Annotated in this window: 25 protein-coding genes and 1 tRNA gene; 13 read left to right on the forward strand and 13 right to left on the reverse strand. The window is 54.7% G+C overall.

Annotation, left to right across the window (positions count from 1 at the left end):
- The first annotated feature begins 177 nt into the window (after positions 1 to 177).
- Positions 178 to 615, forward strand: a complete 438-nt coding sequence (locus tag FHW16_RS00285) for a hypothetical protein (protein WP_182547188.1) — start codon at positions 178 to 180, stop codon at positions 613 to 615.
- 43 nt (positions 616 to 658) lie between these two features.
- Here the strand turns inward: FHW16_RS00285 and FHW16_RS00290 are convergent, their stop codons facing one another.
- Both FHW16_RS00290 and FHW16_RS00295 read right to left on the reverse strand, forming a co-directional pair.
- A complete protein-coding gene (locus FHW16_RS00290; protein WP_182547189.1) occupies positions 659 to 1564 on the reverse strand; it encodes a S1C family serine protease in 906 nt (301 codons plus the stop codon).
- Between the two features lie 4 nt (positions 1565 to 1568).
- Complete coding sequence (locus FHW16_RS00295) at positions 1569 to 2438, reverse strand: LysR substrate-binding domain-containing protein (RefSeq protein ID WP_182547190.1); 870 nt, start codon at positions 2436 to 2438, stop codon at positions 1569 to 1571.
- A 151-nt stretch (positions 2439 to 2589) separates the two neighbouring features.
- On the opposite strand from FHW16_RS00295, the gene FHW16_RS00300 reads away from it, so the two are divergent.
- The 4 genes from FHW16_RS00300 to FHW16_RS00315 all read left to right on the forward strand — a co-directional run bounded on the left by FHW16_RS00300 (position 2590) and on the right by FHW16_RS00315 (position 7802).
- Entirely contained in the window at positions 2590 to 3693 is a 1104-nt protein-coding gene (locus FHW16_RS00300) for a phosphonoacetaldehyde reductase (RefSeq protein WP_182547191.1), read from the forward strand.
- An 11-nt stretch (positions 3694 to 3704) separates the two neighbouring features.
- On the forward strand, positions 3705 to 4955 hold the full coding sequence (phnA, locus tag FHW16_RS00305; RefSeq protein ID WP_182547192.1) for a phosphonoacetate hydrolase: 1251 nt from the start codon (positions 3705 to 3707) through the stop codon (positions 4953 to 4955).
- Complete coding sequence (phnY, locus tag FHW16_RS00310) at positions 4956 to 6410, forward strand: phosphonoacetaldehyde dehydrogenase (RefSeq protein WP_432651998.1); 1455 nt, start codon at positions 4956 to 4958, stop codon at positions 6408 to 6410. It abuts the gene before it with no gap.
- Between the two features lie 84 nt (positions 6411 to 6494).
- Positions 6495 to 7802, forward strand: a complete 1308-nt coding sequence (locus FHW16_RS00315) for an MFS transporter (RefSeq protein WP_246711590.1) — start codon at positions 6495 to 6497, stop codon at positions 7800 to 7802.
- Positions 7803 to 8074: 272 nt separating this feature from the next.
- On the opposite strand, the gene FHW16_RS00320 is transcribed toward FHW16_RS00315, so the two are convergent.
- A tRNA-Pro gene (locus tag FHW16_RS00320) sits at positions 8075 to 8151 on the reverse strand.
- A gap of 360 nt (positions 8152 to 8511) precedes the next feature.
- Here FHW16_RS00320 and FHW16_RS00325 point away from each other — a divergent pair.
- From FHW16_RS00325 to FHW16_RS00335, 3 genes are all read left to right on the forward strand, one after another.
- Positions 8512 to 8907 carry a hypothetical protein gene (locus tag FHW16_RS00325; protein WP_182547194.1) on the forward strand — a complete coding sequence of 132 codons (396 nt, stop codon included), beginning with the start codon at positions 8512 to 8514 and terminating at the stop codon, positions 8905 to 8907.
- A 283-nt stretch (positions 8908 to 9190) separates the two neighbouring features.
- On the forward strand, positions 9191 to 10228 hold the full coding sequence (locus tag FHW16_RS00330; RefSeq protein ID WP_182547195.1) for a glycosyltransferase family 2 protein: 1038 nt from the start codon (positions 9191 to 9193) through the stop codon (positions 10226 to 10228).
- Between the two features lie 286 nt (positions 10229 to 10514).
- Positions 10515 to 10862, forward strand: a complete 348-nt coding sequence (locus FHW16_RS00335; protein ID WP_246711591.1) for a VanZ family protein — start codon at positions 10515 to 10517, stop codon at positions 10860 to 10862.
- Between the two features lie 24 nt (positions 10863 to 10886).
- Here the strand turns inward: FHW16_RS00335 and FHW16_RS00340 are convergent, their stop codons facing one another.
- Positions 10887 to 11465 carry an isochorismatase family protein gene (locus FHW16_RS00340; RefSeq protein WP_182547196.1) on the reverse strand — a complete coding sequence of 193 codons (579 nt, stop codon included), beginning with the start codon at positions 11463 to 11465 and terminating at the stop codon, positions 10887 to 10889.
- A gap of 1224 nt (positions 11466 to 12689) precedes the next feature.
- Here FHW16_RS00340 and FHW16_RS00345 point away from each other — a divergent pair.
- On the forward strand, positions 12690 to 13775 hold the full coding sequence (locus FHW16_RS00345) for a porin (RefSeq protein WP_182547197.1): 1086 nt from the start codon (positions 12690 to 12692) through the stop codon (positions 13773 to 13775).
- A gap of 501 nt (positions 13776 to 14276) precedes the next feature.
- Positions 14277 to 14453 (forward strand): hypothetical protein, encoded by a 177-nt coding sequence (locus FHW16_RS00350; protein ID WP_182547198.1) that lies wholly within the window; start codon positions 14277 to 14279, stop codon positions 14451 to 14453.
- Positions 14454 to 14545: 92 nt separating this feature from the next.
- On the opposite strand, the gene FHW16_RS00355 is transcribed toward FHW16_RS00350, so the two are convergent.
- Positions 14546 to 15103 carry a fasciclin domain-containing protein gene (locus tag FHW16_RS00355; protein WP_182547199.1) on the reverse strand — a complete coding sequence of 186 codons (558 nt, stop codon included), beginning with the start codon at positions 15101 to 15103 and terminating at the stop codon, positions 14546 to 14548.
- 179 nt (positions 15104 to 15282) lie between these two features.
- On the opposite strand from FHW16_RS00355, the gene FHW16_RS00360 reads away from it, so the two are divergent.
- A complete protein-coding gene (locus FHW16_RS00360; protein WP_182547200.1) occupies positions 15283 to 15534 on the forward strand; it encodes a DUF883 C-terminal domain-containing protein in 252 nt (83 codons plus the stop codon).
- A 16-nt stretch (positions 15535 to 15550) separates the two neighbouring features.
- A complete protein-coding gene (locus FHW16_RS00365; RefSeq protein ID WP_182547201.1) occupies positions 15551 to 15859 on the forward strand; it encodes a hypothetical protein in 309 nt (102 codons plus the stop codon).
- A 362-nt stretch (positions 15860 to 16221) separates the two neighbouring features.
- Here the strand turns inward: FHW16_RS00365 and FHW16_RS00370 are convergent, their stop codons facing one another.
- The 6 genes from FHW16_RS00370 to FHW16_RS00395 form a co-directional block, all read right to left on the reverse strand.
- Positions 16222 to 16779: a MerR family transcriptional regulator gene (locus FHW16_RS00370; protein ID WP_182547202.1), complete on the reverse strand. Its 558-nt coding sequence runs from the start codon at positions 16777 to 16779 to the stop codon at positions 16222 to 16224.
- A gap of 125 nt (positions 16780 to 16904) precedes the next feature.
- Positions 16905 to 17225 (reverse strand): integration host factor subunit alpha, encoded by a 321-nt coding sequence (locus FHW16_RS00375; RefSeq protein WP_091883889.1) that lies wholly within the window; start codon positions 17223 to 17225, stop codon positions 16905 to 16907.
- Between the two features lie 124 nt (positions 17226 to 17349).
- The gene (locus FHW16_RS00380; protein ID WP_182547203.1) at positions 17350 to 18321 is read right to left on the reverse strand and encodes a beta-ketoacyl-ACP synthase III; all 972 of its coding nucleotides are present in this window, start codon (positions 18319 to 18321) and stop codon (positions 17350 to 17352) included.
- A 9-nt stretch (positions 18322 to 18330) separates the two neighbouring features.
- Positions 18331 to 19410, reverse strand: a complete 1080-nt coding sequence (gene plsX / locus FHW16_RS00385; protein WP_182547204.1) for a phosphate acyltransferase PlsX — start codon at positions 19408 to 19410, stop codon at positions 18331 to 18333.
- Positions 19411 to 19632: 222 nt separating this feature from the next.
- On the reverse strand, positions 19633 to 20196 hold the full coding sequence (locus tag FHW16_RS00390) for a YceD family protein (RefSeq protein ID WP_182547205.1): 564 nt from the start codon (positions 20194 to 20196) through the stop codon (positions 19633 to 19635).
- A gap of 13 nt (positions 20197 to 20209) precedes the next feature.
- Positions 20210 to 20770, reverse strand: coding sequence for a ubiquinol-cytochrome C chaperone family protein (locus FHW16_RS00395; protein WP_182547206.1), 561 nt, complete (start codon positions 20768 to 20770; stop codon positions 20210 to 20212).
- Positions 20771 to 20893: 123 nt separating this feature from the next.
- Between FHW16_RS00395 and FHW16_RS00400 the strand changes: the two genes are divergently transcribed.
- A complete protein-coding gene (locus FHW16_RS00400; protein WP_182548852.1) occupies positions 20894 to 21403 on the forward strand; it encodes an outer membrane protein assembly factor BamE in 510 nt (169 codons plus the stop codon).
- A gap of 70 nt (positions 21404 to 21473) precedes the next feature.
- Here FHW16_RS00400 and FHW16_RS00405 read toward each other — a convergent pair whose 3' ends face one another.
- Positions 21474 to 23630 (reverse strand): sodium-translocating pyrophosphatase, encoded by a 2157-nt coding sequence (locus FHW16_RS00405; protein ID WP_182547207.1) that lies wholly within the window; start codon positions 23628 to 23630, stop codon positions 21474 to 21476.
- Between the two features lie 250 nt (positions 23631 to 23880).
- Positions 23881 to 24387: a transcription antitermination factor NusB gene (gene nusB / locus FHW16_RS00410; RefSeq protein WP_182547208.1), complete on the reverse strand. Its 507-nt coding sequence runs from the start codon at positions 24385 to 24387 to the stop codon at positions 23881 to 23883.
- Between the last annotated feature and the right edge of the window lie 3 nt (positions 24388 to 24390).

Genomic DNA, 24390 nt, shown 5'->3' on the forward strand with positions numbered 1-24390 from the left:
ATATCCAATCAACGATTGATCTGGCGGAATGAATGGTCGAAGCGGCCAGATGGAAACCTTTATCTATTATAAGATTTTTACTGTTCAGATTTCCTGCTGACGCAGTATTTCAAGCAGTTGCGACAGTCTTCCTTGCTGTGCTGCGATTTGATATACTATCAGCAGGGAGGATCTGTTATGGCAATTGACACCGGTGGTACTTGGTGGGTGGGGACAAGCGCGTCCGATATCGAAGCATATCTTAAGGCTTACGCAGACGAAGAAACACCAGTCTCAACATTTCGTCTGGCTCGATGTCACTGTTCTTCAATTCGCTTCAAGCTCGACACCGACAGTTGCGAGGGCAGTGCGAAGCGTATTTGCGTGGAATGCTCTGCCGAACATTTTATATGTGACAGCGGGGAACATTGGAACGAAGCTGAGCGGGAGCATTGGGGATGCAGCGTTTGTGAAAGTGAAAATGCCAATATCGGCGTCGCATTTTCCTTGTATCCGGACGGAAATATCCAGTGGGTCTACGTTGGAACAAGATGCGTTTCCTGCGGCGTACTTGATTGCTTTGCCGGCTGGAAAGTCGTCAACAAGCGTTCAGGCCATCTCGTGGAACATGCGTGATCCCGTTTGCGTTGCCGCATGAAAACCCGGGAAGGCCGTTGCCTCACTGCAATTGGGGCTTTTTGAGAAAGTTGTTGCGATCCGCTGATTTTATACGCAGCCAAGCTTCACGTCCGTTGCGCAGGACTCTCAGTGGGATTTCTGCTCCCGCGGGGCCGCTCGTCCATACCTTCCGGTAGAAATCAGCCAATCCATCCACCTGATAACCCCGGATTTCCGAGATGATGTCACCCTGACGCAAGCCAGCCTGTGCTGCCGGACCATCCTGGGTAACGCTCATAACCACAACTTTGCCGTTGCTCTCTCCGGAGAAAGCTCCAAGCCAGGGTCGCGGAGGTTTGTTGACCTGTCCACGCGTCAGGAGATCATCAAGGATCGGCGGCAACAGATTGATGGGCACCACCATATTGACATCCGCGATTTGGCCCTCCCTTGCCATTTGCAGGCGAAGGGAACCGACGCCCAAGAGCTTGCCGTCCGCATCGAGCAAGGCGGCCCCTCCCCAGGAAGGATGCGCAGGCGCAATAAAGATTGCTTCGTTCAGGACATACTCCCAGTAGCCAGCAAATTCCTGTTTCGCGACTATATGCGCATGCACCGTCTGGCCGATCCCGTCGGCAAACAAAACGGGATCTCCTACTTTGGCTTCCGCAGCATCACCAAAGTCCACAGCGGCAACGTCAAGTGGTCCGAGCGCTTGCACCAGACCAAATCCAGACTCTTGATCGTAGGCAAGAGCGTGACCCGGAATGACTTTCCCGTCATGGCGAGTCAACCACACCTCTTCAGCTTCAGTGATCAGATAGCCGATTGTAAGCACCAGCCCGTCTTCCCTGATGACCACGCCGCTGCCCTCTCTCAGGGTGCCCAAGGTCGTGGCTGTGAAAGCGTCATCAGGAATTGCGGTGCGCACGGCGACAATGGATGGCAGAATCGGGTCGGTATTCATGGCTTCAATCCTTGTCTTTCACCGAGGCAAGAAATGCATCGATTTTACGGGAGTATTGCCTGTCGGCAAGGCAGGCGACGCGATATTCCGTGGCAATCTTGGCATCACTGATGCGGATCGTGGAAAGCCGCGGATGTGCCACGAACTCAAAGTCCGCAACGACGCCGATGCCGAGTCCACGTTCTACCGCCTTCCAGACCCCTTCCCGGCTGCCAATCTCGAGAAACGGTGCGATTATAACATTGGCTTTAGCTGCAACTTCTTCAAGAGCTCGGCGGGTCGTCGACCCTGTTTCACGCAATATGAGGCGCTGATCCTCCAGTTCCCTGATCCTTATTGTTTCGCGGCCATGCCAGGGGTGATCTTCGTTTACAAACACGACCACTTCATGCGTGCTGAACGGCACCGAATAAATACGGTTGTCATCCACCATGTGCGCGACGATGGCCACATCCGCTTCGAGGTCCAGCAACCGCGTGAGACTTTGATGCGAATTCCCCAGCAGCATCGTTATCTTGATGGCGGGATAGCGCGCTAGAAAGCGGGACACCATCTCGGTCGCATGAAACGGTCCCACAGCAGCAATCCGAAGGTGACCTGTCGTGAGCTGTCCGCTGCTTGATAGGAGCTCCTCTGCATCCTCGTGCAGTTTGATGATCCTTGAACTTATCTCGAAAAGAGCCTTGCCTGAATCCGTCAGTTCGACGCGGCGGCCCTGCCGCAGGAACAGCTCAACGCCGTAGCGTTCTTCCAGCTCTCTAACCTGTGATGTCACGGTCGGCTGGCTGACATTCATAGCTTTGGCGGCCGCGGTAAAACCATGATGCTGGGCAACCGCATGAAAAGACCGAAGGTGGGTGAAAACAACAGCCATTCGCGTAAGCACTCCATTGGAACAGGTCCAGGAATATCCTACCCCTATCCATAGGATTTTTCAATGAGTTCCGTTGAAACTATCAATTGGACATATGGACCGATGCATCTTTCTATTGAACCTTCGAAAACCACTATCAAGGAATGGTTCAATGTCGTGGAAATATGCGAACCCGGTCGATATCAGTTTTGGCGAGGGAATGTTCTCCTCCATCGGGCAGAAACTGCAGGGCCGCAGCTACTGCCTGCTGACGTACAACGATCATCCGATGTTCGACGAACTGGTCGTCCGCGCAACCCGTGAAGCCGGACCACCCGTGGTCATTGTCAGGGATGTTGAGCCCAATCCCAGCTTCAATGGTCTGCGCCTCGCTTGCAAATCATTCGGCACCAGCACCGTTGCTCCCGAAGTTATCGTGGCCATAGGCGGCGGTTCCGTCATCGATACGGCAAAAGTGCTTGCAGCGTCCGGTGGTGATTTCGAACGCGTTCAAGCCTTCCTTGAAGGTCGCGCTGGCGTCGAGACCCTGCTCAATCTTCCCATCATCGCAGTGCCGACAACATCCGGCACCGGAAGCGAAGTTACCTGCTGGGCCACCGTATGGGATACTGAAAACAAGAAGAAATACTCCCTTGCTCATCCCAACCTCTATCCCCAACACGCCATCCTTGATCCGCAACTCAGCGTCGGCGTACCCCGCGCCCTCACGCTGAGCACGGGTCTCGACGCGCTCTCGCATGCGCTCGAAAGCATCTGGAATGTCAATGCCAATCCGGTTTCCAGTAACCATGCGGTTTTTGCCGCGCAGGAGATATTGACGGTTCTGCCGCATCTGTTGGATAGGCTCGATGACATTACGCTGCGCGAACGGTTGGCGCGCGCCAGCCTGTTTGCCGGATTGGCGTTTTCAAACACCAAAACAGCTCTGGCTCATTCGCTCTCCTATTACCTGACACTGCATCACGGGACGGTACATGGCATTGCCTGTTCGTTCAGCCTGCCGGCGATCTTCCGCAGTGTGATCGGCAATGATCCGGCATGCGACGCCGCATTGCAGCGGATATTCGGACAGGATCTCGGCAAGGGCGCACTGGCGCTCGAACAATTCCTGACGGGTCTTGGCGTATCCACGACCGCGACCGACTACGGCGTTACCCAGGAAAACTGGATCGGAGCAATCAATGACGCACTCCTCGGCGAGCGGGGACGCAATTTCATCGGCAGCCGCGAAGCCATTCTGGCCGCCGCTGCGTAAGGAGCATCATCATGAACACGTATTCCAAGATCAATTCCGAAGTGATCGTCAATGGGCGCACATACGGCAAGCCGGACAAGCCCGTTGTCGTCATTTGCCTCGACGGATCGGAGCCGGGTTATATCGAGGCGGCAATTGCGAAAGGACTGGCTCCTCACCTCGACCGCCTCATGAAGACGGGCACCAGCACCACAGCACTCTCCGTCATTCCAAGCTTCACCAACCCTAACAATTTGTCGATTATCACAGGCCGCCCACCAGCCGTTCATGGGATAGCCGGAAACTATTTCTACGACCGCGAGCAGGATCAGGAAGTCATGATGAATGATGCGCGGTTCCTGCGCGCGCCAACCATTCTGGCGGAGTTCCAAAAGGCAGGCTTCCGGGTTGCGATGGTCACTGCGAAAGACAAGCTGCGCACGCTTCTCGGCAAGGGTCTCGACTTTTCCTCGGGCACAGCAATTGCGTTTTCTTCGGAGAAGGCTGACAAGGCCAATCTTCAGGACAACGGAATAGAGCACGTCCTCGCCTTTGTCGGTAAGCCGCTGCCAGAGGTTTACTCGGCCGATTTGTCCGAGTTCGTATTCGCTGCCGGGGTCGATCTCCTTGAGATCTTCAAACCTGATCTCATGTATCTTTCCACCACTGACTACATCCAGCACAAGGCCGCTCCGGGTTCGAAAGTCGCGAACGACTTTTACGAAATGTTCGACCGCTATGTCGGCGCGTTGGATCGTGCAGGCTGCACGCTCTTGATCACAGCCGACCATGGCATGAACGACAAACACCTCGCCAACGGCGAACCGGACGTCATTTATCTTCAGGATATTCTCGATCAACGTTTTGGCTCTGGAACAACGCGCGTCATCCTCCCAATCACTGACCCTTATGTGGCGCATCATGGTGCGCTCGGTTCCTTTGCCACTGTTTATGCAGACGAAGACAAGTGTCCCGGCATCCTTGAATTGCTGAAGAATACACCCGGAATCGACGTCGCCATTTCCGCCGAAGAAGCCTGTGCACGGTTTGAACTTCCGGCTGACCGCATCGGCGACGTCGTTGTGCTGTCAACGCGCGAGAAAGTGCTCGGCACGACGGCCTCGCGTCACGATCTTTCCGGCCTGACCGAACCGTTGCGCTCCCATGGCGGTCTGACCGAACAGACGGTCCCGGTCATTTCGAACCGGAAAATCGCAGTTCCCGCGGGACGGCAACTTCGTAACTTTGATGCGTTCGATATAGCGCTCAACCTCGTGAGATAAATCATGAACGCAATCATCAAACCTGTATTTCGCCGCGAATCCATGCGCATCGCTGGCAAGCTCGTACAAACAGAAGACCAGATCGAGGTTTTGAACCCTTACGACAATTCCGTCGTCGGCACTGTGCCGGCCGCGCGGGCAGAACATGTCCGCGAAGCCTTTGTAAAAGCGAACGCCTTCAAACCGAAACTCACGCGTTACGAGCGGCAGACGATTTTGCAACGTACGGCAGAACTTCTGCGGGACCGGCAACAGGATTTTGCCCGGCTCATTACGGCGGAATCCGGCCTGTGCTGGAAGGACTCCCTTTATGAAGCAACGCGAGCCTTCGATGTCTGGTCCTTTGCGGCTCAGCTGACAATCAAGGATGATGGCGAGATTTATTCCTGTGACATCTCGCCGAACGGCAAGTCGCGCAAGATCTATACGACACGGCTGCCGCTTCTGGGTGTTATTTCCGCCATCACGCCGTTCAATCATCCCCTCAACATGGTGAGCCACAAGATTGCCCCGGCAATCGCCACCAACAACCGGGTCGTCCTGAAGCCCACGGAACTCACGCCGCTGACGGCGCTGGCTCTGGCGGACGTGCTTTATGAGGCTGGCCTGCCCCCCGAGATGCTGTCGGTGGTCACAGGCAATCCATCCACGATGGGTGACGCCATGATCACCGATCCGAATGCCGATCTTGTGACATTCACCGGGTCCGTGCGCGTCGGCAAACATATTGCGGCGACAGCAGGCTACAAGCGCATCGTTCTCGAGCTTGGCGGCAATGATCCCCTTATCGTCATGGAGGATGCCGATCTCGAGAAGGCTGCGGAACTGGCTGTAACGGGCGCCACAAAGAATTCGGGACAGCGGTGCACTGCAGTCAAACGCATTCTTGTCGTCGACAGTGTTGCTGATGCGTTTTCGAAACTTGTCGTTGAAAAGGCTCAGAAACTGAAATGTGGCAATCCCGCTGATCCGGATACGGATGTCGGGACCGTTATCAATGAACGCTCGGCCGAACTGTTCGAACGCCGCGTCGAAGATGCACAGCGCTTCGGTGCCGAGGTACTGCATACGGCTCCGCGCCGCGGGGCGCTCTATGCCCCGACAGTTGTCGATCACGTCCCCTATGATTGCGAACTGGTTCGCGAGGAAACATTCGGGCCAGTCATCCCGATCGTCCGCTGCCCTGACAATATCGCAGAGGTCATAAGAATTTCCAACTCGACGGCATACGGACTTTCATCGGGCGTCTGCACCAACCGGGTCGATTATGTCTCACGCTTTGTCAGTGAACTTGAAGTCGGCACGGTGAACATCTGGGAGGTCCCGGGCTACCGGATCGAGATGTCGCCGTTCGGCGGAATAAAGGACTCCGGCCTTGGCTACAAGGAAGGCGTTCACGAGGCAATGAAGAGCTTCACCAATGTGAGGACGTGGTCACTCCCCTGGGCATCATAGCATCGGGGATCAACCAAACACCGACGTTGCCGCGAAGTGGGAACAGGAGGCTCCGCGCCAACGCATTCAAACTGGGAGGTAACAATGAGCAAGGTGTTAGTAGATGCGCCGCATTTTGCGGTGGAGCAGGCAACCGACAGCGGATTTCGAAGGGCACAGTGGCGAATGCTGCTGGCAGCAATGTTCTGCTATCTGTTCTTCTATACGGGCAGGCAGACGTTCGGCTTCGCAATTCCCGGGATTCAGGCCGAATTCGGTGTTTCAAAGGAGACATTGGGCTGGGTCAGCGCGGCCATGCTCTGGAGCTATGCCGTCGGTCAGGCCATCAATGGCAATCTCGGCGACAAGTTCGGTGGCCGCCGCGTGATGAGCGCTGGGGCGATCCTCTCCTGCATCATGAACTGGGGAACGAGTTTCGCCGGCGGCGTGTTCAGTCTCGGCCTTCTTTGGGGTGCAAACGGCTATTTTCAGGCCATGGGTTGGGCCCCCGGAAGCCGTCTGCTATCCAATTGGTGGGGCCGACATGAACGCGGCAAGGTCTTTGGCTGTTATGTCTTCGCAGCGGGACTGGCCTCGGTGCTCTCTTACGTGACATCGCTGATCGTGGTGCATTATCTGCAGCTCGACTGGAGATGGATTTTCCGTCTTCCCGTGCTGTTGCTTCTCGTTGGCGGCATTACGTTCTACCTCGTTGCCCGCGAACGCCCGGAAGATCTGGGTTACGCATCACCGCACGACGATTCCATCGAGGGGGACGAAACCGGGGAAGTTGCCGACGATGAGACATCGCTTGAGCGCTACAAGGGTGTACTGAAGAACTGGCGATTACTGGTCGGCGGTTTGGCTATCGGTTTTCAGAACGCTGCTCGCTACGGCCTTCTCGTCTGGGTGCCGGTGCATTTTCTGGGCGAAGACTGGACCAAGGCAACGGCACAAGCGTCAGCAATTGATCCCAAGTGGATCAGCGTTGCATTGCCCGTCGGAATGGCAATTGGTGCAGCGACCAATGGCTGGATATCGGATCGTGTCTTTAACTCGAAGCGTTATCTTGCCATCGTTCTGTATATGGCATTGGCAGCCATTACCTCGCTTTACATGTATACCATACCGGTCTCGGAAGTTTACAAAGGCCTGGTTGTGCTCTTTCTGTGTGGCTTCTTTGTTTATGGACCGCAGTCTTCGTTCTGGGCGCTCTGCCCTGATCTGGTTGGTCATAAACGAGCAGGCACGGCAATCGGTGTTATGAACTTTTTCGCCTACCTTTTCGCCGGTCTCGGCGAGCCGCTCATCGGCGGGTTCATGGACACGCACCACAATACGTCGTTGGTCTTCCTGATCGTGGCCGCCTCAAGTGCCGCCAGCGCTGTCGTGGCGGCATTTATAAGACGTTAGCAAAACGTCAGAGCGTCGTAGACGGTATCTGATTTGCAGAAGCCGCGGTCAACAGATGTTGATCGCGGCTTCCCCTTGTCCGTCGCAGCGGCACGACATGCTGGCTAGCCGAGCGAGGCGCGCAAAACATCACGCGATACTGCGGAATTCATCTGGAAGTTTCTGTGCCGAATTTTGATACAAAAAGGCCGGTCTCAGACATTCCGAGACCGGCCCTTTTTGGAAATAGACGAATTAACTACTCTAACATCTTGTTTTAGCTAGGTAGTTATTGGTCGGAGCGGCCGGATTCGAACCGACGACCCCTTGACCCCCAGTCAAGTGCGCTACCGGGCTGCGCTACGCTCCGTCAATATTAGTCTATTCCCGACAAACTCATTGTATCAGCATATACATACAGCAGACCGATGAACCCTTGACCCAGTCAAGTGCGCGACGCTCCGCCGGTGCCGAACCCCTAGAATACTGAGGTTTTTTTGGCAATAGCCGATCGGCAAGAAAATAACAAACTGCACAAAAATGCACGAAGACAAAAAGACCGCATTCCCGCCAGATAATTCTTTCAAAATGTCGGGAACAAAAGGAACCGTCAGTCGTTTGCATACCGTTAGACGTAGAACTCTGACCGGGGATCGGCTGTGCGTTATGCACACTTCAATCGGCCTCGCTCCATTCACTGGCGAACATCTCAAAGGCTTGGAGTTATACAATGACAGATAAGATCGGGATTACGGATGGTGAAGCATATGAGCTTGCCGCAAACATCGCCGACACGCAAAAAGCGAAACTGCCGGAACAACTGAGCAGCCAAATCAGCGAAGGGGAGATGCAAATCGGCGAGACGTGGTTCGTTTGGGGTATTTTCGCCGCACTCACCGATGACCGGAAAAGACGTCAAAAACTTCTGTCAGACTATCTGGCAAACAAAATTCGTCCAGACACGGACATTCAAAAGATCGTAACGGATATCACTGCCCTGGAAAGCGAAGGGAACCAACTTTTCAATGCCATTTCATCCGCCGGTCGGCAGGCATATCACGAAGATGACGATGTCCATCTGAGCAAAATTGCCGGGATTTTCCTCAATGTCATCAAGAACCATTAACGTGAGAGCCGATCACACGAGGGCAGATTGATGCTCAGCCGGGATATTTGGCCGTAACCGTTCCAGCAATTCGCCCAGCACCCCCTGGGCGAATTGCATATCAAGCGGACAGTTCGACCCGCAAAGTGGATGCCCTCTCCAAGCAGCCGTCGATGCAATTTCGTGTTGAATATTGCATGACTAATTATTAGTTGTGCTCCAAACTTCGTTACGGGTGGGCCTTGGCGAGGATGGAAAATGCCGTTCGCAGTATATTCCCCGATGCGGCCAACCGGGAATCCCAATGCCAATCCAGTATCCCATATCCAACCCGGCAGATTGGCTCCGTCTTGAGAAACCGTCATTCCTAAGGCGGGCCAAGTCGCATCTTTATCACTACACTTATCCAGGTGCATCCAAGGCGTTGCCAAACGCCATCATCACCAAAGTTTCGGGGCCACCGGTTCATCCCGCCAAGGACGACATTTTGGCCATTTGCATCGTGAAAAACGCAATTGGCTATATCCATTCCTTCCTGCGGTACTACCGGAAGCTCGGCGTCACACGTTTCGCTTTTTTGGATGACCAATCCAACGATGGAACATCCGATATATTGCGCAACGCCCCGGATGTGGACCTTTTCACGTCCCCCATCAGTTACGCGGAAGCAGCGCGCGGAAAAGCATGGCGTGACGCGCTTTTCAAGGTTTATGGGCCAAACCGGTGGTATCTGTCACTTGACGCTGACGAGTTTCTCGTTTTTCCCGGCAGCGAGGAAATCCAGCTGCCGGAATTCATCCGCCAACTGGAGAAAGCCGGCATAGAGCGGTGTCATGCTCCCATGCTTGACCTATACCCAGCCGGCCCGCTGAACGGCGACCCGTTTATCGATGATGGCAGCAGATGGCCGTTCGACGTATCCTCACACTTCGATGGCGACAGCTATACGATCAAGCTCGAGCGCTATGGCACGTCCGTACGCGGCGGCCCGCGAAAGCGGTTCTTTGGCCGTGATATGCGGCTTTCGAAGTTCCCGCTGATCTGGGTAGACGGTGCCACCAGCTATCAACGGGGCAGCATTCATGGCCCGGGGCCATGCAGCCGGAATTTCGTGCCGATCACAGCGGTTCTGCTGCATTACCGGTTTTCAAACCAGTCGATCAACGAGTTCAGGAATATCGTTGCCCACGGCGGTCATGCGGACGGCGGCGCTCACTACGGCGCAATGCTCGACCATCCGGATTTCGGGGAAGATTTTTCACTCACCTATGACGGTTCGGTGAAGTTTTCCGGCTCGGCAGATCTTGTCAAACGCGGCTTTATGATGAAATTGCCGGTCTGATTGCGGGCACCGTACCTTGAGGCAGGCCAAGGTTTCCCCGGCAAAAATTGTGATCACCGCCTCAGTTTCGCATCAGGTTCACATAATCCTCTGCTCAGCTTCCAATGATATCAACCAGCCGTTGTCGCCTTCGGACAACGCGAGGCCCGGCCTATCATCACCCCCCCGATGCCCCCGCCGGGCCTCACCTCCCGCCGGTGATTGGCCGACAATACCCGTCTCAATTGTCGTGCCGAAACGAGGGAGCCTTGTAATTCCCGAGTATGGGATTGGAACCAAGCGCTGAATGCGTTATCTGGAATCGATGAAACCCGCTCAAATCATCGCATGGCTTCTGTTCGCCGCCATACTCTTCATAACCGTCGACCCCATCAATCTGCGGCCGGAAAGCGGTTTGCCGGTGAACATCGAGCGCTTTCTTGCCTTTGCGGTGCTGGGCTTCGTCTTTGCGGCAGCTTACCCGAAGCGCTGGATGTTGATCCTGTTTTTGGTGGTTGGTGCAGCCTTCGGATTTGAACTCGCGCAAATGCTGGCCCCGACGCGGCACGCGAGATTGCTTGATGCGGTGGTGAAAGCAGCGGGCGGTATCTCGGGGGTCCTGGCAAGCAGCATCTTTCTCCGCCTTTTCCGCTAGGAAGCGCATGAAGCAGCGTTATCCCTAAGCAGCACTGGCGGTTTGAAAACAAACATCCGCCGCTGTACCCACCACAATGATTTCGTCTCCCAGTGACCATTCGGCAGCGCGCGCGGCCATTCTGGCCGGAACCGGCTCGGAACCTCCCGGTCCTGCCGGCACATCATAGGTCGCGTGAGCGTCATGCGGCAGGATGACGGAAAAACCCTTCTGCATTGCTGTGCGTGCCGTTGCCGCCAGGCACATTTCCGACTGCATGCCACAGATCGCCAGCGAGCGGAGACCGTACCCTGTCAGCAGAGCCTCCAGTTCGGTTCCGTCAAAACCATCATCACGTGACTTTCGCACAACGTGCTCGCCCGGCTTCAGGGCGAAGAACAACTGCCAGCCATCAGTGTTGGGCTCGTCAGCCGTACCCGCAGGCCCGTCATTCTGAAGAAAGATAACGGGAACCTTCGCTGCGCGCGCATTGGCAAGGAGTATTTCGACAGCCCGCTGAAGCTGAACATGATCCGGAACCGCCTCACTCCCCGTGATGAAGGCATTCTGCACATCCACGATTACAAGAACATGCGCCGTCTTATCCTCTCCGGTGAACGTCAAGTTTCAATCCCCGTTTCCGTCTCTTTGCCTCGATTATGGGTCGAGGGCGGTGGTTATTCACCGGTATGTGCGCCTTTTCTCAAGCGAACATATATTAGAGGTATTCCAAACTATTTAGAATTATCGCATATCTTAGGTCTCTCAAGAAAAGTCATAAGACACGAGGGGTGGAACATGCGCATAAGAATTAAGTTTCTGGCACACCAGAGCTGCAAAGAAAACATCATCGGGCATACGGAGCAACAAACCGGTGGCGCGCGATTAAATATTCAAGAGTGCGGCGCCGATCTGCTGGCAATCATGCGACGCACACGAAGGAAGGAACGCATTAAGCTTCTGACCTGTCATCGATAATCCGGGCTTCCAGTCTGCAACTGTGATTTGACTGTTACAGGTCAAGGGCTCACATTTGTCGTGTTGCACGAGAGTGCAGCAAGAGGCTCGGTAACTGACACTGATGAAGGCAGGCTACCGGGCCTCGTCAATCGAATGGCCTGATTGTTTGTCCTGCTATTCTACCCTGTTGACTGTTAATGCACCGTGCCGGTATGTGCGCCGAATCTATCAGGGCCTGATCACCCGCCGGAACCGCTTACCATTATTCAGCATATCAATTGTCTCCGGAATCTGCCACAAGCACCCTGCCCGCAAGGGCACGGCGCGACTGCTATCAACTTAAGGATAGGGTCGGGCGGGCTGATTGACGTCTCACCCGCTGCCACGAACGGACGTGGCCGTCTTTATTTCACTCCGCTATCAATAGGGTACGATATCAGGAGCCTGGGTGTCACGCGGCGCCTACCCCAGACATCTGATGACTGGTCATTCCGCAGTGTATTTTTCACGCGAACAAGTCACATTTCGCAAAGAACGCCCTATGCATTGCCGGAAAATTCGTTCTACATTCGTAACGGTCATTTCCAGGCCAGAATGCGGGCGCCAGCGAATCCCCCAGACCATGAGGACAAGAGCGTTACATTCGAAAAATCTTACTATATTTGAAAAACTTATCACATTTTTGTTACAATAACGTGATATGCTTCTAAGTTGTAGTATTTCTCATAATTATACTTTGTATTTATCAATTGTAAACTTTTAGTTGCAAATCAGCAACAATACAAATTCGTTCGTTGCCGACATTACAGATTTGTAATTTGACATTTGACTCTACGACCAAAGTCGCAGAATACGAAATTGTCACTACCAATCTGATGGAGAGCAACAATGAACATCAAGAGCCTTCTACTCGGCTCCGCTGCAGCCCTGGTTGCAGTAACTGGCGCACGCGCTGCTGACGCAGTTGTCGTCGCTGAACCAGAAGCTGTCGAATACGTTCGCGTTTGCGACGCTTACGGCAAGGGCTTCTTCTACATCCCAGGCACCGAAACCTGCCTGAAGATCAGCGGTTACTTGCGTTACGACGCCAAGGGCGGCGACAACGTCTACACCGGCGGCGAATACGGCACCTGGTGGAAGCGTACACGTGCGACTGTCCGTTTTGATGCCCGTTCGGAAACCGAACTCGGCACACTGCGTTCGTACATTGAAACACGCTTCCAGTACACAAACGGCGACCAGAGCGGCGGCCTGATTCCTCAGGCTTATATCGACCTCGGCGGCTTCCGCATCGGTGTTTCGGATGAAATCTTCGGTTCGTGGACCGGTTATGCTGGCAAGGTCATCAACGATGACGTGATCAACTATCAGTCAGGCTCATCGAACCAGGTTAGCTACACATTCACTGGCGGCAACGGTTTCTCGGCAATCATCGCTGCTGAACAGGGCCAGGTACAGACTGCTAACTACTTCAGCTACGACTATCGTATTGACGACTACATGCCACACGTTCTTGCTGGTGCAAAGTTCGAGCAGGCTTGGGGCGGCATCTCCGGTGTTGTCGGTTACGATTCCAAGGCAGAAGAATTCGCTGGCAAGCTGCGTTTGGACGTGAAGTTCACAGACACGGTTTCAGCATTCGTCATGGGTGGCTACCAGTCCAACTGGGATGATCTGCAGGACAGCGGCGAACGCAACTGGTTCGGCACCTGGGATGGTGACTGGGCAGCTTGGGGTGGTCTCTCCGCCAAGGTTTCGGACAAGGCAACTGTCAATGCACAGGTTGCTTACGAAGCCGAAGGCACATGGGCAGCAACTGCAAACGTAGCTTACGAACTGGTTCCTGGCTTCGTTATCACTCCGGAAGTCAGCTACACCAAGTTTGACGGCGACCGCAAGACCTTCGCTGAAAGCCGCAAGGGCGGTGGCGACGATGCATTCGGTGGCATGATCCGCTTCCAGCGCAACTTCTAATCCCACGGGATTTGAAGACGTATCCGGGGGCTCGTTCCCCGGATCATCAGGCCTTGGCCCAACAAACATTCGAATTGTGTTTGGCAATGGAGAAGGACTGTATTGCCAAACTGCGATGATGAGATCTCCAGTCACGTCATTTTTTGAAACGGTGGGCTTCGCGGCTCACCGTTTTTTACATTCTGGTGATCCTTGCAATTCAGCTGATCGACATGTTGTGATTTGGAAGCGGGAAGATTTCGCGATATAGTTCGGGCAGAATGCAGGAGGTTACGGATATGCGTGATCTTGATTTCTTGCTTGCAGTTATTGTGGTTCTCTTGCTGGCTTACCAGGCGAAACCCTCGCACTGAACGTGAAACCGCAGGATTTGACTGACACATGTATCGAGTGATCCAGGCAAGGATCGACTGACTTGATCGAGGAATGTCCGTATACCGCGTACAGCATTCGGCTTTCCGGCATGGGCCGGAAGCGGAACGTCGTCAGGGAGTGACAATAATGGGAGATGCAATTCTTCATACACCTCACCATGCCAAACCGGCCTCGCCCAACACGCTGCAGAAAGTGCGCGGGCAAATTCCTAAAGTCGCCTGCGATCCGACTAAACTCTCTTCAATCCTGCGGCTTGCCAAGGGCGGATTCAGCCACCGGCGATTCAAGCAAGAGACCAAGTAGGTTTTAATCGAACCAAATAAAGACCCGCTGCAGGAAGAGAACCTGTAGCGGGCATAATAAGAATATGTGATCTTGCAGCGTTTGCCGCCGTCTTATTTTGGCAGCAGAACCTTGTCGATTACATGAATGACGCCATTTGACTGTTTCACGTCACCGATCGTGACATGGGCTACATTGCCCTTCTCATCCTTGATGGAAATCTTGCCGCCCTTCTCGCTGACTGTCAGCACACAGCCACCAACGGTTTTGACCTTGTGCGAGCCGCCGTCGTCCTTGATCATCTTCTTGATTGTCGCAGACATGGCGTCAGCGGCCACCACGTGGCAGGTGAGAACCTTGGTCAGAGTTGCCTTGTTCTCGGGCTTCAACAGCGTCTCGACCGTGCCCTTGGGCAATGCGGCGAATGCTTCGTTGGTTGGTGCGAAAACCGTGAACGGTCCCTTGCCCTGAAGTGTTTCGACAAGACCGGCGGCCTTGACCGCTGCAACGAGCGTTGTGTGATCCTTGGAGTTGACCGCATTCTCGATGATGTTCTTGTTGGCATACATAGGCGCTCCGCCAACCATCGGGTTGTCCTTGGCCAATGCCGCTCCACTCAGTGCTGTAACCGCCAAAAAGCCGGCGAAAATGCCTACAGTCAATTTACCCATTTTATTGCTCCACGTTTGCCTCCCCCTTAGTGGGGAATGCAAACAAGAACGAAGCCTTCAGCCGAAAAGTTTCCAGCGGGCGAATATATTATTGGCCTGTCCGGCTGCCCTCTCAAACAGTGAGGGAACATAAGCGGCGCGGGTCCGTTATAGACCTGTCATGCACAGGAGCATAAAGAATGGCAATATTCTCAAAAAATACCGATGATATCCAGGACGATGTCGAAGCCCAGATCGCAGCCCTGCGTAAGGAAGTGTCGCGGCTTACGGCAAGTTTCTCAGATATCGGCGGCGAAAAGCTTGATAATGTGAAAAAGGCTGCAACCAAGCAGGTCAATTATGCTGCCGACGCAGCCAAGGAAAATCCGCTGGCTACCCTCGCCATCGTGGCGGGCGCTGCGTTGCTGATCGGGTTGATTTCCAGACGCTAAGTGAAGGGTGATTGATATGGACAATGCTGAAGCATTCCGTAGCGATGAAGACCGGGAGCGTTTGCAGCGGGAAATCGCGGATCTGAAGCGCGATCTCGCGGCGCTGACGAAATCCCTGGCCGACAAGGGCGTTCAGTTGCTGGATGATCTTGATGGTGATGACGAAAGCTCGGCTTTTGATGCCATCAAGAGTGGCGGACGACGTGCAGCACGTGTTGTCGGACATCAGGCCCAGAAGATCGGCGGGATTCAGACGCAGAACTCGGTATCGACGCTGATTGTGATTGCAGGCCTGGGTATCGTTATCGGTATGCTGGCCCGTTAAATCCTGTTCCAAAATTTTAAAAATATTTTTGGAACTTTTCACAGCCGGTTCCGTTTTAACTGAACTGGTCCCCCAACCAGCTAGGCTGAACCCCACAGCCGACCCCAAATCCCAGCTTTCGCTCCCCGTGAAAGCTGGGTTTTTTGTTTCTCCCATCTGCAGATAAAGGTTTCGTGGTTCGCCCTTCGACAAGCTCAGGAAACTCACCATGAGGGAGAGTGAGGATTGCAGGGATTCAAGTTCTGCAAAGCAGGTGAACAACCTCTGCAATCTCTCCGATTAACCTTACAGCTGCAATGGCCTCATGGTGAGCTTGCCGAACCACGAACTCTCCACCTGCAGCGCTGCAGGGATTGTGAAGTTTATCGCACTTGATCCAATAACCGTTTGCATTCAAGCAGATCGAACAGCGTTTCCTGAAGCAGCGTGCGGTTGTCTTTCGACAGGCGTTTGCCATCGGCAACCACAGGTCCGTCATCATCGCCTTTGATCAATCCGAACAGACGCCGCCCATGAGACGAAGATTTTGGCGCACCCATGACGGCAGCCTCTTCGGCAGCGTCAACGCGGTCCTGTTCGGCGGAAATCGCTTCCTCCTCACGAACGGCCGCCTGTTTCTGCTGGCTGATGGCTTCAGCCGCAGCGGTATCGCCACTGCCGAGCGCGATGATGAATTGTGCGCCGTTTTCCCGCAAAAGCCGTTGGACGCCCTTGATCGTATAACCCTGATCATAGAGCAAATGCCGGATGCCCTTGAGCAGATCGACATCAAGCGGACGGTAGTATCGACGCCCGCCGCCACGCTTCATCGGCTTGATATGGGTAAAACGCGTTTCCCAAAAACGCAGAACATGTTGGGGAAGATCGAGATCTTCTGCAACTTCACTGATGGTTCTAAAAGCGTCGGGACTCTTGTCCATGTTTTCACCCTTTCAGGAGAAAATCTGATTCGACGTCCATTTCAGCGGTTTATCATGTGCTTTTCAAGTACAACGCGAGATTGCCCCACAGCAATCTCGCTTAAAATGCCCTGAACCGGCTAATCCTAAGCCGATTTCTTCTTCCGCGCCTGGTGTGAGCGCAAAATGCGCTGCTTGAGTACGTTGGACGCCTTGAACGTCATCACCCGGCGAGGCAAAATCGGCACCTCCTCACCCGTTTTCGGGTTTCGGCCAATGCGTTCATTTTTGTCTCTTACCTGAAACGTGGCGAATGACGACAGTTTAACCGTCTCGCCACGAACAATTGCATCACAGACTTCATCGAGGATTGTTTCGACGAGTGAAGCTGACTCCGTGCGCGATAGCCCTACCTTGCGATAGACTGCTTCGGCCAGATCAGCGCGCGTAATGGTCTTACCCCCCATACGATCTCTAAGCTCTCGTTTGTTGCAAAACTATCAAGGTGGAAGCGGACGTTATAGGATCAAATCCGATAGGGCAAGCAGGTAAAAACAGTTGATAAAACAAACCACTGACCCAACCGGACCATCACCACCGTAGCAGAACTGCACCCCACGTAAAGCCCCCGCCCATCGCTTCTAGAAGGACAAGATCGCCCTGCTTGATGCGCCCGTCGGCAACAGCCGTCGCCAAAGCCAGAGGTACGGAAGCCGCCGAGGTATTGCCGTGTTGGTCAACGGTAATGACAACTTTTTCTTCGGCAAGGTTCAATTTCTTGGCGGAAGCGTCAATGATGCGTTTGTTCGCCTGATGCGGAACAAACCAGTCTACATCTTCGGCGGTAATACCGGCTTCGGCGAACGAAGCTTCGATCACATCCGTGATCATTCCAACCGCGTGTTTGAAAACCTCGCGGCCTTCCATGCGCAGATGACCGACCGTTTGGGTACTGGACGGCCCGCCATCCACATACAATTTTTGCTTGTGCGATCCATCGGAGCGCAGGTTTGCGGTCAGGATGCCGCGATCGGATGTCAGACCACGCCCTTCATTCGCCTCGAGAACAACCGCGCCGGCACCATCGCCAAACAGGACGCAGGTCGTGCGGTCATTCCAGTCGAGAAGACGGGAAAAGGTTTCTGAACCGATGACCAAAACCCGCTTGGCCATGCCGCCGCGAATATAGAGATCGGCCGTGCTGATGGCATAGACAAAACCGGAGCAGACCGCCTGCATGTCAAAGGCAAAGCCATGAGTCATGCCGAGGCGCGCCTGAATGTCGACGGCAGAGGCCGGGAATGTGTTATCGGGTGTCGAGGTTGCCAGGATAATCAGATCAATGTCATCCGGCGTCATACCGGCATTGTCGAGCGCTGCACGCGCTGCTGCCTCGCCCAGAGAGGCTGTTGTCTCACCCTCTCCCGCGATATAGCGCTGGCGAATGCCGGTGCGCTGGACAATCCACTCATCGCTTGTTTCGACGATACCTTCCAGATCGGCGTTTTTCACCAGACGCGCCGGTTTGGCCGCCCCTACACCTCTAACAACGGACCGGATCATTTATTTTTCCTACGCCTGTGGCTCAATCTCAGCTTCTGAATCATTTTCGGCCTCGCCCTGAAAAGCGACACCGACCGGGCTCTTGTGGAAATGGCTCAGATCCGAGGCAATCTTGTCCAAAAGTTTGTTGCGGGCCATATCATAGCCGACATCGACCGCGGAAGCGAAGCCCAACGCATCGGTCCCGCCATGACTCTTGATGACAACCCCATTGAGCCCGAGAAACACACCGCCATTGGTCTTGCGCGGATCCATCTTCTCGCGCAGGCGATCAAAAGCGCCCTTGGCAAAGAGATAGCCGATCTTGGCCATCAGCGTGCGGCTCATGGCGTCACGCAGATACTGTGCAAACTGCTTTGCAGTGCCTTCCGCGGCCTTCAGCGCGATGTTTCCGGTAAACCCTTCAGTGACGACAACATCGACAGTACCCTTGCCAATATCGTCACCTTCGACAAATCCATAATATTCAAGGCTTGGCAAAGGAATCTCGCGCAAAATGCGCGCGGCATCCTTCACATCATCCTGTCCCTTGATTTCTTCGACACCGACATTGAGCAGACCGATCGTCGGACGTTCGATCTCGAACAGCGAACGGGCCATGGCCGCGCCCATAACGGCGTAATCAACCAGCTGCTGTGCATCTGCGCCGATGGTCGCACCGATATCAAGCACAATGCTTTCACCGCGCAGGGTCGGCCAGATGCCGGCGATGGCAGGGCGTTCGACATTGGCCATCGTCCGCAGGCAGAATTTTGACATGGCCATCAGGGCACCGGTATTGCCTGCCGAAACGCAGACATCCGCCTCGCCTGTCTTTACCGCTTCGATGGAACGCCACATCGACGACTTCCAGCGGCCATTGCGCAGTGCCTGGCTGGGTTTTTCGTCCATGCGCACCGCGACGTCACAATGATGGAACGTCGAACCGGCAAGTGTCGGGAAGCGATCGAGAACCGGCTTTACCTCTTCCTCACGACCGAAGATCACGAACCGGATATCAGGATGGCGCTCCAGCGCCGTTGCCAGACCGGGAATAACGATCTCAGGACCGAAATCACCGCCCATGGCATCAATGGAAATTCTGATCACTCTCGATTGTCCTGTTCAGTGAGTATGCTTGCTGGGTTCATCAATGGCTCAAAGACTCGGCGAAAATAGTCAATTTCCGTCGCCATACAACCGGAATCTGCCAGCGGGCTGGCACATGGACTGAAATCATTGTGAAAACCGCTATCCCTGCTTTTGTTATTTTTCGCTCTTATAACCCATCAGGGCAACATTCCGATAGTGAGCCGCAGGAAATCGTCACAATCAAGGCTTCTGTTTCCAGTCCTTGAGGCTGGCAAACGGATTGACAGGCTTTTCCGCCGTTTCATCGTCACCAAAGACAACCTCTATAGGCGCATCCGATACCCCCTCCTTGCGGGGATAAGGATGAATTGCAAGCTCGAAAAACTCTTCTGCAATTGCCCCGGCATCCAACGTATCGCCGGAAAATGTCTCCGGTATATCAGGTCCATCCGCGCTGATGATCAGTTCGCCGTTCTCATCGAGCGGCAGCCGGGCCAGTTTGGAATTCTCCGGGACAAAAAGCGTATCCACTTCAGCATCCACAACAGCATCGACGGGATCGGATGTTACCACACAGGACTGGACAATCCGGGCTTTCACGACACCGCGCACACGCACGCCATCCTTTTTCCACGGAATGATCTGCAGCTCGGCCCTGAACGAACTCACATCCTGTAATTCATGAAAGTCACGCAGCGCAATACGCTCGCGTTCGTCCGCCTCTATCTTGACGGTCAGTCCCTTCTGCGGAAGTCTTTTGACCGAGACCGGGAAACTCAGTGCGCCATCGAGATTTCTTGTCATCTTGCTCCCCTTCTCAATTTTGTTGGGTTTCGGCAACAACGCCGGCATCGGGAAACAACAGGTGCCCGCCAGCAAAGTCGTCATCCGATTGTGTTTCCAGAAGCAGGGCAGCCTCTACTGTGTACTTGGCCAGATCCGCTGCCTGTGGCCAGGTCTTGCTGTCCGGGCGTACATTGCGGGCCAATGCGGCAGCCAGTGCGGGGTAATCGTTGGCCTGCAGTGCCTTGTCGTAGGATTCTACCCGGCCATAGAACATGCGGGCCAGCTTTTTCATCCGTTTCGGGATACCGGAATCGCCGATACCGAGTTCGCGCAAGGAATGGTCGACATCCCGGAAGAATTCGTCGGTCACCTCCTGCCCGATCATTTTCAGAGCCGGTGTTCTGCCCTTTATCCGGCGCATGAAAAGAAAAACGTGCAAAGACAGCATTTCATAGCGTCCCAGCGGCGAATCCGGCACATCAATGTCAGAATAGAAGTATGGCTGCCGCGCCGCTGCCACGATCGCGTCGTAAAGGGCGGTGGTAATCGCCTCATTTGCTTTGGCCTTACGGCTGAATAAACTGAGAATCATATATGTGCTTTCACTTGGGTCAGGCTGCAACACGAGTCGCTGTTGCATCGGACTTCAAGGTGGTTTACCGAAGTTCTGCGGGCAGCGAAAGACGTGGCCCCCACAATTGAAATGGAGATGTCGTTGCTGCAGCGGATTTTCAAGGCCGATCGTTCACGGGAATATCTTCTCGCGGGGACTCTGTTTTTCGTCGTAGGGCTTGCCGGCTGTAACACCGCCAACCTCAACCCATCCGAAACCCTGTCGGAAGGCTATATTCTCGACGAGAAGGCGCTGGAGTTCGTTCCGGTCGGTTCAAGCCGCGAACAGGTCATCCTCTCGCTTGGCAGCCCGTCCACCACGGCAACCTTCGACAACGAGGTTTTCTACTACATCTCGCAGAAGCGTCATCGCAGTGTTGCGTTCATGCAGCCGAAGGTGACCGAGCGCCGCATTCTGGCTGTGTATTTCGACCAGAAGAGCAAGGTCGCCAACATTTCCAACTACGGATTGCAGGACGGCAAGGTATTCGACTTCATCTCCCGCACCACGCCGACAGGCGGCAAGGATCTCTCGTTCCTCGGCCAGCTGCTCGCAGGTGTTGGCAAGGCACCAGGCACCCTTCCCGGAGCCGGTCCTGCTCCCGGTCAATAATCCATCAGCCAAAAATGCAAAAAACCCGCGAAATCTGATTTCGCGGGTTTTTCTTTGGTCTAGCGAAAGTTTATCCGTGTGCCAGCACCGCCAGCAGCAGCAAGGCCACGATGTTGGTGATCTTGATGGCCGGATTGACCGCAGGACCGGCTGTATCCTTGTAGGGATCGCCAACCGTATCACCGGTGACGGAAGCCTTGTGCGCCTCTGATCCTTTCATGTGACGAACGCCATCCTTGTCGACAAAACCGTCTTCAAAGGATTTCTTGGCATTGTCCCAGGCACCGCCGCCCGATGTCATCGAAATGGCAACGAAAATACCATTGATAATGACACCCAGCAGCGAAGCGCCGAGCGCGGCGAATGCCGACGCTTTCGAGCCGGAAATCAGCAGCACGCCGAAATAGACGACGAGCGGCGCCAGAACCGGGAGCAGCGAAGGCACAACCATTTCCTTGATGGCAGCGCGGGTGAGAATATCCACGGCACGCGCATAGTCCGGACGCTCCGTACCGGCCATGATGCCTGGCTTTTCGCGGAACTGCCTGCGCACCTCCTCAACCACGGAACCCGCAGCGCGGCCAACGGCCGTCATCGCAATACCACCGAAGAGGTAGGGGATGAGACCGCCGAAAATCAGACCGGCAACGACGTAAGGATTGGAAAGTTCGAACGATACGGCACCCATTCCCTTGAAATAGGAGAAGACCGTCGAACCATCCTTGTTGGCTTCACTGATGAAGAACTGCAGATCGTTGGAATAAGCAGCAAACAGCACCAGTGCACCAAGACCGGCCGAACCAATGGCATAGCCCTTGGTCACGGCTTTCGTCGTGTTGCCTACGGCATCAAGCGCGTCTGTTGACTTACGCACTTCCGGATCAAGGCCGGCCATTTCGGCGATACCACCGGCATTGTCAGTTACTGGACCGAACGCATCGAGCGCAACGATCATGCCGGCAATGCCGAGCATGGCCGTGACGGCAATACCAGTGCCGAAGAGCCCGGCCAGCTGGTAGGTGGAAATGATGCCGCCGACGATCACCAGTGCCGGAAGCGCCGTCGATTCAAGCGAAACCGCCAATCCCTGGATCACGTTGGTGCCGTGACCGGTAACCGACGCCTGGGCGATCGAATTGACGGGACGCTTGCCGGTGCCTGTGTAGTACTCGGTGATCACCACGATCAACCCCGTCACCACGAGCCCGACCAGGCCACAGTAGAAGAGATTGATGCCGGTGATCGATTTACCCGCAACAGTGCCAACCTCACCCCAGCCAATGGTCATCGACGTGGCAAGGGCAAGACCGGCGATCGACAGCAGCCCCGTTACGATGAGGCCTTTGTAGAGCGCACCCATGATCGAGTTGTTCGCGCCAAGCTTGACGAAGAACGTACCGGCAATCGAGGTGATGATGCAGGCGCCGCAGATGGCCAGCGGATAGAGCATGATATTGCTCAAGACAGGCGTTGCGGCAAAGAAAATGGCGCTTAGAACCATGGTGGCAACAATGGTCACCGCATAGGTTTCGAACAAATCAGCAGCCATGCCGGCACAATCGCCGACATTGTCGCCCACATTATCGGCAATGGTTGCCGGATTGCGTGGATCATCTTCGGGAATTCCGGCTTCAACCTTGCCGACGAGATCGCCGCCAACGTCAGCGCCCTTGGTGAAGATGCCGCCGCCAAGACGGGCAAAAATGGAAATAAGCGACGCACCGAACCCGAGGGAGACAAGAGCGTCAATGACAACACGGTCCGCAGGCAGATGGCCCATCGGTCCAGTCAGGATATAATAATAGACCGACACGCCAAGCAGGGCGAGACCAGCCACAAGCATGCCGGTAATCGCGCCCGATTTGAACGCGATCTCAAGACCGGCAGCCAGACTGCGGGACGCCGCCTGCGCGGTGCGCACATTGGCGCGGACTGAGACGTGCATGCCGATGAAACCGGCAAGCCCCGACAAGACGGCACCGATCAGGAAGCCGATCGCTGCGGTGGAAGACAAGAGGTACCAGACTGCTAGAAAGACAACGACGCCAACAATGGCGATCGTTGTATACTGACGTGTGAGATAGGCCTGTGCACCTTCGCGGATAGCACCGGCGATTTCTTGCATGCGCGCATTGCCCTGATCCGCTGCGAGCACCGATTGGGTAGCCCAGTAAGCGTAAACGATAGACAGCAGACCGCAGGCGATGACGAGAAACAGTATAGTCATGCCACTCCCTCAGATTTTGACCCGAAAAATAACCCCTCCCCGGATCAGGTTCGGTACGGCACACAAAATCTGCCAGGCCGGCAGAAACGCGACCGTATGCAGTAGGAGTAGCGAAGCGGATGCGAAAAGGTCAAGGGCTTTCGCTGAGGCGGCTTATTTCAAGCAGACTCATGCAATGAGAGTGTTTGAAACACTCCCAACAAGTTGCGTAGTCCCGTTTAAAAACGGGTCTTACCGAGGAAAGATGGACTCAGTTGCGCGGGTTTTTTACGCCCCTGCTTTCACCGCGAAGCTCGAAAGCCAGACGATCAAGAACGGCATTCACCAGCTTTGGCTCTTCTTCCGTGTAGAAGGCCTTGGCAATATCGATATATTCCGAAACGATAACGGCTGTCGGCACATCCGGGCGGTTTTTCAGTTCCCAGATACCAGCGCGCAGGATCGCCCGCAGCGTCGAATCGAGCCGCGACAACGGCCAGTCCTCAGTCAAGGCCTGACGGATCATCGGATCGAGGGATGTCTGTTCAGAGACGACACCGGCGACAATGGCGCGGAACCATTGCGGATCGGCATCCAGGTACTGCATACCGTCGACTTCCTTGCCGAGGCGGTGCTCTTCGTATTCCGCAACCACTTCGATTACGCCGGTACCGGCAACATCCATCTGATACAGTGCCTGCACCGCAGCCAGACGTGCAACGCCGCGCTTGTTGGCGGTTTTTACAGCGGGACTTTCCCCATCTTTTGAAGAAGGCATCCG

It is taken from the genome of Phyllobacterium myrsinacearum (assembly GCF_014138285.1).
GTDB classification, from domain to species: Bacteria; Pseudomonadota; Alphaproteobacteria; order Rhizobiales; family Rhizobiaceae; genus Phyllobacterium; species Phyllobacterium myrsinacearum_A.

What these genes read in the sequence shown, in the direction of transcription:
- FHW16_RS00360 (WP_182547200.1), top strand. Translation starts at nt 15,283, where the DNA reads ATGGCAATATTCTCAAAAAATACCGATGATATCCAGGACGATGTCGAA.
- FHW16_RS00325 (WP_182547194.1), top strand. Translation starts at nt 8,512, where the DNA reads ATGACAGATAAGATCGGGATTACGGATGGTGAAGCATATGAGCTTGCC.
- phnA (WP_182547192.1), top strand. Translation starts at nt 3,705, where the DNA reads ATGAACACGTATTCCAAGATCAATTCCGAAGTGATCGTCAATGGGCGC.
- FHW16_RS00295 (WP_182547190.1), bottom strand. Translation starts at nt 2,438, where the DNA reads ATGGCTGTTGTTTTCACCCACCTTCGGTCTTTTCATGCGGTTGCCCAG.
- FHW16_RS00375 (WP_091883889.1), bottom strand. Translation starts at nt 17,225, where the DNA reads ATGGGGGGTAAGACCATTACGCGCGCTGATCTGGCCGAAGCAGTCTAT.
- FHW16_RS00370 (WP_182547202.1), bottom strand. Translation starts at nt 16,779, where the DNA reads ATGGACAAGAGTCCCGACGCTTTTAGAACCATCAGTGAAGTTGCAGAA.
- FHW16_RS00330 (WP_182547195.1), top strand. Translation starts at nt 9,191, where the DNA reads ATGCCAATCCAGTATCCCATATCCAACCCGGCAGATTGGCTCCGTCTT.
- FHW16_RS00395 (WP_182547206.1), bottom strand. Translation starts at nt 20,770, where the DNA reads ATGATTCTCAGTTTATTCAGCCGTAAGGCCAAAGCAAATGAGGCGATT.
- FHW16_RS00300 (WP_182547191.1), top strand. Translation starts at nt 2,590, where the DNA reads ATGTCGTGGAAATATGCGAACCCGGTCGATATCAGTTTTGGCGAGGGA.
- nusB (WP_182547208.1), bottom strand. Translation starts at nt 24,387, where the DNA reads ATGCCTTCTTCAAAAGATGGGGAAAGTCCCGCTGTAAAAACCGCCAAC.
- FHW16_RS00315 (WP_246711590.1), top strand. Translation starts at nt 6,495, where the DNA reads ATGAGCAAGGTGTTAGTAGATGCGCCGCATTTTGCGGTGGAGCAGGCA.
- FHW16_RS00335 (WP_246711591.1), top strand. Translation starts at nt 10,515, where the DNA reads ATGCGTTATCTGGAATCGATGAAACCCGCTCAAATCATCGCATGGCTT.
- FHW16_RS00285 (WP_182547188.1), top strand. Translation starts at nt 178, where the DNA reads ATGGCAATTGACACCGGTGGTACTTGGTGGGTGGGGACAAGCGCGTCC.
- FHW16_RS00380 (WP_182547203.1), bottom strand. Translation starts at nt 18,321, where the DNA reads ATGATCCGGTCCGTTGTTAGAGGTGTAGGGGCGGCCAAACCGGCGCGT.
- FHW16_RS00290 (WP_182547189.1), bottom strand. Translation starts at nt 1,564, where the DNA reads ATGAATACCGACCCGATTCTGCCATCCATTGTCGCCGTGCGCACCGCA.
- FHW16_RS00350 (WP_182547198.1), top strand. Translation starts at nt 14,277, where the DNA reads ATGGGAGATGCAATTCTTCATACACCTCACCATGCCAAACCGGCCTCG.
- FHW16_RS00405 (WP_182547207.1), bottom strand. Translation starts at nt 23,630, where the DNA reads ATGACTATACTGTTTCTCGTCATCGCCTGCGGTCTGCTGTCTATCGTT.
- FHW16_RS00355 (WP_182547199.1), bottom strand. Translation starts at nt 15,103, where the DNA reads ATGGGTAAATTGACTGTAGGCATTTTCGCCGGCTTTTTGGCGGTTACA.
- FHW16_RS00365 (WP_182547201.1), top strand. Translation starts at nt 15,551, where the DNA reads ATGGACAATGCTGAAGCATTCCGTAGCGATGAAGACCGGGAGCGTTTG.
- FHW16_RS00390 (WP_182547205.1), bottom strand. Translation starts at nt 20,196, where the DNA reads ATGACAAGAAATCTCGATGGCGCACTGAGTTTCCCGGTCTCGGTCAAA.
- FHW16_RS00345 (WP_182547197.1), top strand. Translation starts at nt 12,690, where the DNA reads ATGAACATCAAGAGCCTTCTACTCGGCTCCGCTGCAGCCCTGGTTGCA.